The organism is Peribacillus sp. (genome assembly GCF_059453735.1).
The window spans coordinates 1-11,907 of the sequence record NZ_JAZVJO010000140.1 but is presented as its reverse complement, the minus strand read 5'-3'; the positions used below and the strand labels follow the sequence as shown (position 1 = coordinate 11,907).

Genomic DNA, 11,907 nt, shown 5'->3' with positions numbered 1-11,907 from the left:
GATTGACGGAGTGTGACGTATGAAAATTTTCATTGGCCTGGGTAATCCGGGAAAGCAGTATGAAAAAACCAGGCATAATGCGGGTTTTGAGGTAATTGATTATTTAGCGGATAAATGGTCGATTCGTCTAGATCAAGCCAAACATAAAGGGATTTACGGAATCGGAACTGTAAAAGGCGAAAAAGTATTGCTGCTAAAACCTCTTACTTACATGAATTTGTCGGGAGAGTCAATCAGCGCTGTATTACAATTTTATAAAGTGGAAATTAGTGATTTAGTGGTGATATACGATGACCTGGATCTGCCGGCTGGGAAGATTCGTTTGCGTCAAAAAGGAAGTGCAGGCGGGCATAATGGAATTAAGTCGACGATTGCACACTTAGGAACGCAGGATTTTAATCGGATCCGAATTGGGATTGGCCGGCCGGAGGGGCGTATTCCTGTAGTTGATTATGTGTTAAACCGCTTCTCTGCTGAAGAATGGGTTAGTTTAGAAGCAGCTATAGAGAAAAGTGCCTTAGCTTGTGAGTCATGGCTTGAGCAGTCATATGTACAGGTCATGAATGAATATAATCAATCTTAAGAAATAAAAATAAGAACAAAAGATAAACAAATTGCTGTGAATATTTAGCCCCTCTTTCGGTTTATACTACTATTAAAGCGACAATAGGGGGTTAAATATATGGCTCTCCACTATCATTGCAGCCATTGCGGAACAAAACTTGGTACAATTGAGGCACAAGTACTGGATACAGAACAGCTGGGTTTTAATAAACTTACCCAAGAAGAGCGCATGGACATGATTGTATATGACTCTGCCGGAGATGTTCAGGTTTCAGCGATTTGTGATGATTGTTACGAACTACTACAAAAAAATCCGAATTTGCATCAAAATGATTATATCATCCATTAGGCGGAAGGGAGCTTTGGACCGAATCCAAAGCATTTTTCCGTTTGTTTAAATTTATCCAACCATAGGGCTAAAGCCTACAGATGTACAAGAGAGAGGAGGGACCAATGTGAATGGTTTGCAAAATCTGTTTTCCAAACACGATGATGTCCACTCATTAATTACAGGAATTGATGAAGGATTAAAAGAGCAGCTAATATCGGGATTATCTGGTTCTTCGCGGTCGATGTTAATTGCTTCAGTATATGAAAAAACAGGTCAGTCGATATTGATCGTTACACCAAATTTATTACAGGCACAAAAGCTGCAAGAGGATCTCGCTAATTTTATCTCAGATGAAGAGCTATTCGTCTATCCTGCTAATGAATTAATCGCTGCGGAATTGAGTGTAGCGAGCCCAGAGTTAAGGTCTCAACGTGTGGAAGTGTTAAATCATTGGTCGAAATCAAACAAAGGAATTGTGATTGTTCCTATTCCAGGTTTACGGAAATTACTACCGCCGAAGGAAGTATGGAAGAACTATCAATTCTCCTTTAAACTTGGAGAAGATTTGGATCTGGAAACCGCTATTCGAACCTTTATCTCTATGGGATATTCTCGGGTTGAAATGGTCTCTTCACCTGGAGAATTTAGTATTAGAGGTGGAATTATTGATATCTATCCGATTACTTCAGCGAATCCAATTCGAATTGAGTTATTTGATACAGAGATCGATTCCATTCGAACCTTTTCTATTGAAGACCAACGCTCCATTTCTAAGCTCACCTCTATTGAAATTGGACCAGTAGTAGAAGCACTTCTTGACTCAGGACATATCTCGTCTGTCGTAGAAAAGCTAGAAAATGGTCTGAGCAAAAGTTTAAAGAAACTGAAGAATGAAAAAGTTAAAGAACTGTTAATGAGTAACGTTAGTTCTGAGTTAGATTTATTGAAAAATGGCATCAAGCCTGACCAAATCTTCAAATATCTAAGCTTAGCCTACGAAGTGCCGGCTAGTTTAATAGATTATCTACCGAAGAATGGTATCGTGATTATGGACGAAATTGGCCGCATTCAAGAAGTTAACGATATTCTCGAAAAAGAAGAAGCGGATTGGTATACCGGTCTGCTAGCTGAAGGACAGATCATTCACGATGTACAACTGGCACACCGTTTGCCTGAGTTAACGAGTTATTCAGGACATCCGTTTATCTATCTTTCCCTTTTCTTAAGGCATGTCCCGTATACGAATCCGCAGAACATCATTAACTTTACTAGTAAACAGATGCAAAGTTTCCATGGGCAGATGAATGTTTTTAAAACAGAAGTTGATCGCTGGAAAAAAAGTAAATATGCGGTGCTAGTCCTTGGACCTGATGAAGAACGAGTTAAAAAGCTTCAAAGTGTACTCGCGGATTATGAAATCGAAGCTGCTGTTCTTAAGGAAACAAGTGAAATTCTCCCTGGAAAGATTCAAATTATCCAAGGGAATTTAAATAATGGTTTTGAACTGCCGCTTCAAAAGTTCGCCATTATTACAGAGCAAGATTTATTTAACAAAAAAACTAAGAAATCTGCTAGACGACAAAAGTTATCGAATGCAGAACGGATCAAAAGTTATTCAGAATTAAAAGTAGGCGACTTTGTCGTCCATGTTAATCACGGGATTGGTAAATACTTAGGGATTGAAACCTTATCGATAAATGGCGTGCATAAAGACTATATTCATATTCGCTATCAAGCGAGTGACAAGCTCTATGTGCCTGTTGACCAAATTGATTTAATTCAAAAATATGTGGCATCAGAAGGAAAAGAACCTAAGCTTTATAAGCTTGGCGGAACAGAATGGAAACGGGTTAAGAGTAAAGTCCAGTCATCTGTACAGAATATCGCTGATGATTTAATTAAACTATATGCAGAACGGGAAGCAGCCAAAGGGTATGCCTTTTCTCCAGATGGGGACTTGCAGCGTGAATTCGAAGTATCTTTCCCTTATAACGAAACAGAAGACCAGCTTCGATCGATTGTTGAAATTAAAAAGGATATGGAACGTGAACGGCCAATGGACCGGCTTCTATGTGGTGATGTGGGATATGGTAAAACAGAAGTGGCTATCAGGGCGGCTTTTAAATCTATCATGGATGGCAAGCAAGTAGCGTTTCTAGTGCCAACAACGATTCTCGCTCAGCAACATTACGAAACCTTGCGTGAACGTTTCCAGGACTATCCCATTTCCATCGGATTGCTGAGCCGTTTCAGAACCAAGAAACAGCAGACAGAAACTTTAAAAGGATTAAAAGCCGGGACGGTTGATATCGTAGTGGGGACGCACAGGATATTATCCAAAGATATCATTTACCGTGATCTTGGTTTCCTCATTATTGATGAAGAACAGCGTTTCGGTGTTACACATAAAGAAAAAATCAAACAATTGAAAACAAACATAGATGTACTGACTTTAACGGCCACCCCAATTCCGAGAACTCTTCATATGTCGATGCTTGGCGTACGTGATCTATCTGTTATTGAGACACCTCCTGAGAACAGATTCCCTGTGCAAACGTATGTAATGGAGTACAACGGAGCACTAGCTCGAGAAGCGATAGAAAGAGAATTGGCACGGGGCGGACAGGTTTACTATTTATACAACCGGGTAGAGGATATAGCAAGAAAAGCAGAAGAAATTTCCATGCTTGTACCAGAAGCACGTGTCATTTTTGCTCATGGTCAAATGTCCGAGCAAGAGCTAGAAGCAGTAATGCTAGGTTTTCTTGAAGGTGAATATGATGTGTTGGTAAGTACAACCATCATTGAAACAGGTGTAGATATCCCGAATGTGAATACATTGATTGTGAATAATGCAGATAAAATGGGTCTATCACAACTTTATCAGCTGCGTGGGCGCGTAGGCCGGTCCAATCGAGTAGCGTATGCATTTTTCACCTATCAAAAGGATAAAGTACTAACTGAGGTAGCTGAAAAAAGGCTGCAATCTATAAAAGAATTTACAGAGTTGGGATCCGGATTTAAAATTGCTATGCGAGATTTGTCGATACGAGGTGCCGGAAATATTCTTGGTGCTGAGCAGCATGGCTTTATTGATTCAGTAGGATTCGATCTGTATTCTCAAATGCTGCAGGAAGCAGTAGAAGAGAGACGGAATAAAAAACCTGTAGAGATAACTCCTGCTCTCGAGATGGATATCGAGGTGGATGCCTATATTCCTGATACTTATTTATCTGATGGGCACCAGAAGATTGAGATGTACAAACGCTTTAGAGGCATTACAACTTTAGAAGAACTTGAAGAACTGCAGGAAGAAATGGTAGACAGATTTGGCGACTATCCTCAAGAAGTCACCTATTTATTTTTAATTGCAGAAATGAAGGTGTATGCTCTTAAGGCAGGAATCGAAGGAATTAAACAAGCTAAGCAGGAGATTTCCATCCTTATCTCAGAAAAAACAAGTGCACATATAGATGGTCAAAAGATTTTCCAATTAGGTTCGAAGTTTGGGCGAATGGTTGGTCTAGGGATGGAAGGAAGCAAAATGAAACTGGTTTTACACATCAAGGGAATCGCTGATGAAAAATGGCTGCAGATTTTATTTGAACTGGTTAAAGGATTGCAAAATGTAAAAAGAGAAAAGCAATCTCAATAAAAGCCATTAGTAAACCGAGTTTTTCTACTGTCTGAAAAAGAATTATTTTTTCAAAATGTATAGAACTTACCATTAGAAAAATACTAATGATAATACTGATAATGATTTTTACAGAAACCCCATCATTATCGAAAAAATCAATTTGATGAAAGTGAGGCAACACAAGATGAAAGCAACTGGAATAGTGCGCCGAATTGATGATTTAGGCAGGGTCGTTATCCCAAAAGAAATCCGCAGAACATTGCGTATTCGTGAAGGAGACCCATTAGAAATCTTCGTAGATAGAGATGGAGAAGTCATTTTAAAAAAATACTCACCAATAAGTGAATTAGGTGATTTTGCTAGAGAATATGCAGAAGCTATTTTTGACAGCTTAGGAAACCCGGTACTTATTTGCGATCGGGACACATATATCGCCGTAGCAGGCGGCTCAAAAAAAGACTTTATGAACAAAAGTGTAGGAGACCTTCTTGAAAAGCTTATGGAGGACCGCCACTCCGTTATTGAAAAGACAAAAGGCACCATCTCACTTGTTGATTCGGTAGACGAAGAGGTACAATCCTATACAATTGCGCCAATCGTCGCCAACGGTGATCCAATCGGAGCTGTCGTTATCTTCTCCAAGGAATCGACCTTAGGAGAAGTAGAACAAAAAGCAGTAGAAACAGCAGCAAGCTTCTTAGCACGCCAAATGGATTCATAAAATCATTCTTTAAAAGACAGCCGATGGGCTGTCTTTTTTTGGTACAAGCTCAAAGCACGATGGCTATTCAGGTAAGGAGATTCCACTTTAAAGAGGAAAGTCCTCAAAAGACAAGGAGCGCCTTTTGGTCCTCTCCCTATTTGCTTCAGGGGCTGAACGGGCTGCCTGCGCTTTTCTTGTTGTCTAGCTCCAGCGCCTAGCTCTTCGGGTCATAAGCCCAGCCTCTATGCAGGGAAAACCACCCTGCGTCGAGGCTATTCTTATGCCTGTCAGAGGCCCACAGGATGTGGGTCAGGACGGCGTTGCCACAGGACGTGGCGTTCTTAGCCGGCCTTCCTCTTTAAGTGCGCTTCCGCTTTTCTTGTTGTCTAGCTCCAGCGCCCTAGCCCCTTGTGCAAAAGATGAGCGCCCTCAAAAGGCACAAACCGCCTTTCGGGTCCCTCCCTATTTGCTTCAGGGGCTGAACAGGGCACTTGCGCTTTTCATGTTGTCTAGCTCCGGCAGCCCAACTGACTGTGGAAAAGATGAGCGCCCTCAAAAGGCAAGGAGCGCCTTTTGGTCCTCTCCCTATTTCCTTCGTCAGCTGAACGGGCTGCCTGCGCTTTTCTTGTTATGTTATAATATTTTTACATATGTTTGGAAGGGGTCGTGTATGGCTGTGGGGCCTTTGGAGTCGTCGAAGATGCTTGTGAAGGGTGCGTTGGTCTTAAGTGTGGCAGGGATCCTTGTGAAGCTGCTGAGTGCGGTGTATCGTATTCCTTATCAAAATATTGTTGGGGATATCGGGTTTTATATTTATCAGCAGGTGTATCCGTTTTATGGGATCGCTTTTACCTTAGCAACGATTGGATTTCCTATGGTTATTTCGAAATTAATTGCCGAACGAAACCAAGGGAACTCAAATATATCGGTTAAAGATATTCTGTTTACAGCAGGGATTTTGTTGAGTGTGCTAGGATTAGTCCTTTTTAGTGCTTTATATACTGGTGCGGAGCGGGTAGCGGCGATAATGGGTGATATTAACCTCGCCCCTCTGCTGCGTTTAGTAGCTTTTTCATTTTTATTAATGCCTGCTAGTGCTCTCATCCGCGGTTTTTATCAGGGAAAGCAGGATATGATTCCAACGGCTGTTTCACAGGTAGTTGAACAAGTAGTTCGTGTTGCCACTATCTTAATTATGTCCTTTTTCTTAGTCAATCAAGGGTATTCTCTATATACAGCAGGTGCAGGTGCAGTGAGTGGATCAATTACGGGGGGCTTCGCTAGTCTAGTCTTGCTTTTAGGCTTTGTAATGGTTCGTAAAGAGTGGAACAGTCCTGGCAGATTGATGGTAAAGGCAACTGATTTTTGGTTGATAACAAAAGCCTTATTTGCTCAAGGTCTAGCTTTTTGTCTATCTAGTTTAATTCTCGTTCTTATTCAGTTAATTGATTCACTAAACTTATATGCTTTGCTTCGCGAATCTGGGATTACGAGTATGATGGCGAAGGAACTAAAAGGAGTATATGATCGAGGCCAGCCCTTAATTCAATTAGGAACAGTATTGGCTAATGCTTTATCTCTTTCAATGGTTCCTCTCATTTCAAGCTACTTTTCAAAAGGAGAACTGACGGAGCTGCATACGAAAACCAAGCTTGCCTTACGAATAAGTGCAAGTATCGGAATTCCTGCAGCCATGGGATTAATTTGTTTAATTAATCCTGTTAACAGAATGCTGTTTACGGACAGCAACGGTTCGGGAACACTAGCAATATTAGCCTTGTCTATTGTATTTACGTCGTTAATCATTACTAAAGCAGCCATTCTGCAAAGTATAGGTTGGGCTAGGGTATCCATTCTGATTGTGATGGTTGGGTTAGTCTTTAAATTAATTCTCAATCAGGCACTTATTCCCCATTGGCAGATTGTTGGTGCTGCATGGGCAACAATTGGTTCCTTTTTCATTATGTCGATGCTTTTTTATCTGGTACTGCGGAAGCTAATGAAGCAGCCGATTGTTTTGTTACGCGATGCAAGAATCATTTATTTGGGTGCGGCTCTTATGTCAGGTATTCTGTACATATATAATAAACTATTTGCTTTCCTATATTTGACCTTTGGGGTGGGGAGGATGCTCTCCACCATTCATACGTTGACAGGCGTGATGATTGGTGTTGTTATTTATGGCGCATTTATTCTGCGGTCGGGATTATACACTAAAGAGGAACTCTCTTTGGTACCTGCTGGAAATAAGCTCGCTGTGTTGATTAGAGATAGAAAAGAAGGAGCTAAGTAGAAAATGACATCTGAAATTACGATTATTGGCCTTGGTGCAGGTGATTTAAATCAGCTTCCCCTTGGTATTTATAAAAAACTTACATCAGCAGGTTTTTGTTATGTCCGTACACTAGATCATCCAGTAATAGCTGAATTATCAGCAGAAGGGATGACGTGGAGTAGCTTTGATTCTGTCTATGAAGAGCATGATCAATTTGAACAAGTTTATGAAGAAATTTCAGACACTTTAATACAATTGGCAGAAAAGGAGAACGTTTTATACGCTGTACCCGGTCATCCAATGGTAGCCGAGAAGACTGTTCAGCTGCTTCTTGAAAAAGGGAAAGAAAAAGGGATTGCTGTTAAAGTAGAAGGCGGTCAAAGCTTTTTAGATCCGTTATTCCTTGCTGTGCAAATTGATCCAATAGATGGGTTCCAGCTGCTCGATGGAACAGCTCTAAGGAGAGATGAGCTGCATATTACTCAGCATATGATTATTGGTCAAGTGTACGATGCATTTGTTGCATCCGATGTGAAATTGACCTTAATGGAAAAGTTACCTTATGATCATGAAGTCTATATCGTCACCGCTGCAGGCAGTGAAGCGGAATCAATCGTCAAACTTCCTTTATTCGAATTAGACCGTCAAATGGAGCTTAGCAATCTCACAAGCGTCTATGTACCACCGGTAAAAGAAACTGCACAACAATATCGTGAATTTAACACATTACGGACTATCATTGCTCAACTACGTGGACCAGATGGCTGCCCATGGGATAAGAAACAGACGCACCAAAGTCTAAAGACTTATTTAATAGAGGAAGCTTATGAATTAATTGATGCGATAGATGAGGAAGACGATGAAGGTATGATTGGTGAACTGGGGGATGTCTTGTTACAAGTCATGCTTCATGCTCAGATTGGCGAAGATGAGGGAATGTTCACGATTGATGATGTGTTAGAGTCTATTTCTTCTAAGATGGTTCGACGTCACCCTCATGTTTTTGGCGATGTTCAAGCAGACACGGAAGAAGAAGTACTCGTTAATTGGCAAAAAATTAAACAACTTGAAAAAGAAAATAGTGATACTGCAAAAGAAAGTTCATTGCTTGATGATGTGGGAAAATCGGTGCCTAATTTAATTCGTGCCTTTGAATACCAAAAACGTGCGGCAAAAGTAGGCTTTGATTGGGATGAGGTTTCTGAAGCTTGGAAAAAGGTAAAAGAAGAAATAGTAGAAGTTGAGCAGGAAATGACTGACGAAGTAGATAAGGGTCGAATGAAGGATGAATTAGGCGATCTACTATTTGCGATTGTGAATGTATTACGCTTCTATAATATTCAAGCAGATGAGGCAGTTTACGCAGCTAATCAAAAATTTTACCGCCGGTTTACCTACATAGAAGACCGCGTAAGAGAAAGTAATAAAGAATTCTCTGACTATAACTTGGAGGAATTAGATGGGTTTTGGAATGAAGCAAAAATAAAAGGTCTATAAAAAGGAGAAATGAAAAATGCCGATGCGACTTGATAAATTTTTAAAGGTATCACGTTTGATTAAGCGGAGAACACTTGCAAAGGAAGTAGCAGATAAAGGACGAATCTCTATAAATGGAATACAGGCTAAGGCCAGTTCTACGGTAAAAGAAAATGATGAACTTGCGATTCTTTTTGGACAGAAAAGAGTAACTGTTAGAATCGATAAAATTCAAGAAATGACGAGAAAAGAAGATGCAGCTGATATGTTTACCGTATTAAAGGAAGAAAAGCTCGGCGGAGAATGATCTGCAGCTAGTTCTAAAACGTGCATCCCGCACATAAACTTGTACAAAATGTGTTATTGTGAGGGATGAAAAATGAGCCAATTTCAAGAACCAATCCAACATACGTCAAAAGGTACCGTACAAGAACACGATGTTATCATGCGTGGACGACGTCTTCTCGATATTACTGGAGTCAAACAGGTAGAAAGCTTTGATAATGAAGAATTTCTACTAGAAACTTCAATGGGCTTCTTGTCTATAAGAGGTCATAACCTACAAATGAAAAACCTTGATGTGGATAAAGGGATTGTCTCAATTAAAGGGAAAATTGATGACTTGGTTTATCTGGATGAGCATACAGGGGAGAAAGCTAAAGGTTTCTTTGGCAAGTTGTTCAAATGACACTTACCACACAGTTCTATACTCTTCTCGCCATGATTGGCATGGGCAGCTATTTTGGTGCTGCCCTTGATACGTATACCCGTTTTCTTAAACGGTCCAGCAGTAAAGCCTGGTTAATCTTTATTAATGACTTTTTATTTTGGCTGCTTCAAGGAATGATTATTTTTTATGTATTATTTCTTGTGAATGAAGGCGAGCTCCGCCTGTATCTTTTCTTAGCCTTATTATGTGGGTTTGCAGCTTATCAAGCCCTTTTTAAAACGATTTACAAGAAAATGCTCGAGCTAAGTATTGATTCATTTATTAAAACGGTTCAACTAATCAATAAAGTAGTACAAACCTTAATTTTTTTACCTATAAAATGGATAATAACCAGTTTGATCTTACTACTAGTAGGTATAGTAAAACTGGTGTTTTCCATTTTGAAATGGATTTTCAAGGTGATTTTATCCATTTTACTTGTCTTTTTAAAGCCGGTTTTTTGGTTATTTGAAATATTTTGGAATAAATTGCCGAAAAAACTTAAATTATTCGTCGGAAAGATTTATAATGAAATTACAGGACTTTTTACGAAATTAAAGAATGTACTTAATAGTATCGTGAAGAGGATTCGGAAATAAGGGGAGTTGAGATTTATGAGCAGCCTACGGAAAAAGAAAGTGGCTAAAATGGATAATCCATATGTCTATCAACAAGAAAAGAAAGTACAAAATGTAGAAAAAAAGAAGCGTGGACTAGTTCGACGCCTTAGTCTTTATGCGGTCTGTGCTGCCATTATTTTAATTCTGGGTATTCCTACTCTTGTCACTCAAGCGGGTGCAATCGAGCAAAAAACAGAACAAAAGCAGGAACTTGATGAAAAGCTGTCAAAGTTAAAGAAGCAGGAAACACTCCTTCAAGAAGAAATTGTAAAGTTAAATGATGATGAGTATATAGCAAAATTAGCAAGACGTGACTATTTCTTGTCAGACAAGGGTGAAGTGATCTTTAATCTTCCAAAAAAGGATCAAGATAATAACAAGGATTGACACTAATTTTTTCCTTTCTGTATATGATAAAGAAGTAATAGTTACCATTTTAAGGGAGGAAAAATTTTTTTATGTCAATCGAAGTAGGCAGCAAAGTACAAGGAAAAGTAACGGGAATAACTAAATTTGGTGCGTTTGTAGAGCTTCCTGGGGGCTCAACTGGTCTTGTTCATATCAGTGAGGTAGCTGATAGTTATGTGAAAGATATAAACGATCATCTTAAGATTGGTGACCAAGTCGAGGTTAAGGTACTCAATATTGAGAAGGACGGAAAGATTGGGCTATCAATCAAGAAAGCAGTAGACAAACCAGAAGGGAAGACTTCTTCTTATACCCCAAGACCACGACAGGGACAAGGGAGAGGAAATGACACCCGCTCTAAAGGTTTCCGCTCAAAAACGCTTTCCCAGCCAAAGGAAAACTTCGAGGAGAAAATGACTCGATTTCTGAAGGATAGTGAAGACCGCTTAACTTCTCTCAAACGAAGCACTGAAACAAAGCGCGGAGGCAGAGGGGGAAGACGCGGCTAAATTGCTGCTGAAAATGGCTAAAAACCTCTCGTATATGTAAAGCAGGCCCAGTAAATGTGCTTGCTTTTTATTTTGGGAAAAATATACCCCAAGGGGTACTTTATTAGCTATAGACGGGATTATAGCCCTCTAAGACGAGATAAATCACATTTATGAGCCATTTTTACAACAAAATAGTTAATATAACCCAATATACCTGAAACAAAATAAAAAGAAGGTCTCCTCCATTGGTGAGAAGATCTTCTTTTTGAAAGGAAACAAAAAAAGCGTCTTGGAATCTAACCAAGACGCTTTCGCTTTTCATGTTGTCTAGCTGCAGCAGCCAGCTCACTGTGGAAAAGACGAGAGTCCTCAAAAGGCAAACCACGCCTTTTGGTCCTCTCCCTATTTCCTTCGTGAGCTAAACGGCTGCTTCCGCTTTTCATGTTGTCTAGCTGCAGCGTCTAGATCCCTGTGCAAAAGATGATTGCCCCTAAAAGGCAAAACGCGCCTTTAGGTTCAAACCCTATCTGCTTTGGGATCTGACTAAGACGCTTTCGCTTTTCGTGTTGTCTAGCTGCAGCGGCCAGCTCACTGTGGAAAAGATGAGAGTCCTCAAAAGGCAAAGAACGCCATTTGGTCCTCTCCCTATTTCCTTCATGAGCTAAACGGCTGCTTTCGCTTTTCGTATTGTCT

At 40.0% G+C, this 11,907-nt stretch carries 13 protein-coding genes; 11 read left to right on the top strand and 2 right to left on the bottom strand.

Annotation, left to right across the window (positions count from 1 at the left end; translation table 11 throughout):
* Positions 1-19: 19 nt before the first annotated feature.
* The 11 genes from pth (at position 20) to AC52RT_RS04700 (ending at position 11,232) form a co-directional block, all read left to right on the top strand.
* Complete coding sequence (gene pth, locus AC52RT_RS04750; RefSeq protein ID WP_495539690.1) at positions 20-583, top strand: aminoacyl-tRNA hydrolase; 564 nt, start codon at positions 20-22, stop codon at positions 581-583.
* A 99-nt stretch (positions 584-682) separates the two neighbouring features.
* Positions 683-913 carry an anti-sigma-F factor Fin gene (gene fin, locus AC52RT_RS04745; RefSeq protein ID WP_495539689.1) on the top strand — a complete coding sequence of 77 codons (231 nt, stop codon included), beginning with the start codon at positions 683-685 and terminating at the stop codon, positions 911-913.
* A 106-nt stretch (positions 914-1,019) separates the two neighbouring features.
* A complete protein-coding gene (gene mfd / locus AC52RT_RS04740; RefSeq protein WP_495539688.1) occupies positions 1,020-4,550 on the top strand; it encodes a transcription-repair coupling factor in 3,531 nt (1,176 codons plus the stop codon).
* A gap of 166 nt (positions 4,551-4,716) precedes the next feature.
* Positions 4,717-5,253: a stage V sporulation protein T gene (spoVT, locus tag AC52RT_RS04735; protein ID WP_040374981.1), complete on the top strand. Its 537-nt coding sequence runs from the start codon at positions 4,717-4,719 to the stop codon at positions 5,251-5,253.
* 652 nt (positions 5,254-5,905) lie between these two features.
* Positions 5,906-7,528 carry a putative polysaccharide biosynthesis protein gene (locus AC52RT_RS04730; RefSeq protein WP_495539687.1) on the top strand — a complete coding sequence of 541 codons (1,623 nt, stop codon included), beginning with the start codon at positions 5,906-5,908 and terminating at the stop codon, positions 7,526-7,528.
* 3 nt (positions 7,529-7,531) lie between these two features.
* Positions 7,532-9,007: a bifunctional methyltransferase/pyrophosphohydrolase YabN gene (yabN, locus tag AC52RT_RS04725; protein WP_495539686.1), complete on the top strand. Its 1,476-nt coding sequence runs from the start codon at positions 7,532-7,534 to the stop codon at positions 9,005-9,007.
* A 22-nt stretch (positions 9,008-9,029) separates the two neighbouring features.
* The gene (locus AC52RT_RS04720; RefSeq protein ID WP_040375011.1) at positions 9,030-9,293 is read left to right on the top strand and encodes an RNA-binding S4 domain-containing protein; all 264 of its coding nucleotides are present in this window, start codon (positions 9,030-9,032) and stop codon (positions 9,291-9,293) included.
* Between the two features lie 72 nt (positions 9,294-9,365).
* Positions 9,366-9,674: a sporulation protein YabP gene (gene yabP / locus AC52RT_RS04715; protein WP_340850482.1), complete on the top strand. Its 309-nt coding sequence runs from the start codon at positions 9,366-9,368 to the stop codon at positions 9,672-9,674.
* Entirely contained in the window at positions 9,671-10,294 is a 624-nt protein-coding gene (yabQ, locus tag AC52RT_RS04710; RefSeq protein ID WP_495539685.1) for a spore cortex biosynthesis protein YabQ, read from the top strand. Before yabP ends, yabQ begins: the two co-directional genes overlap by 4 nt.
* A gap of 15 nt (positions 10,295-10,309) precedes the next feature.
* Positions 10,310-10,702, top strand: coding sequence for an FtsB family cell division protein (locus AC52RT_RS04705; protein ID WP_495539684.1), 393 nt, complete (start codon positions 10,310-10,312; stop codon positions 10,700-10,702).
* A 71-nt stretch (positions 10,703-10,773) separates the two neighbouring features.
* A complete protein-coding gene (locus AC52RT_RS04700) occupies positions 10,774-11,232 on the top strand; it encodes a S1 domain-containing RNA-binding protein (RefSeq protein ID WP_495539683.1) in 459 nt (152 codons plus the stop codon).
* A 278-nt stretch (positions 11,233-11,510) separates the two neighbouring features.
* On the opposite strand, the gene AC52RT_RS04695 is transcribed toward AC52RT_RS04700, so the two are convergent.
* Both AC52RT_RS04695 and AC52RT_RS04690 read right to left on the bottom strand, forming a co-directional pair.
* Positions 11,511-11,657 carry a hypothetical protein gene (locus AC52RT_RS04695; protein WP_495539682.1) on the bottom strand — a complete coding sequence of 49 codons (147 nt, stop codon included), beginning with the start codon at positions 11,655-11,657 and terminating at the stop codon, positions 11,511-11,513.
* Between the two features lie 18 nt (positions 11,658-11,675).
* Positions 11,676-11,907, bottom strand: a 232-nt coding sequence (locus AC52RT_RS04690) for a hypothetical protein (protein ID WP_495539681.1), incomplete at its 5' end; no start/stop codon positions are given.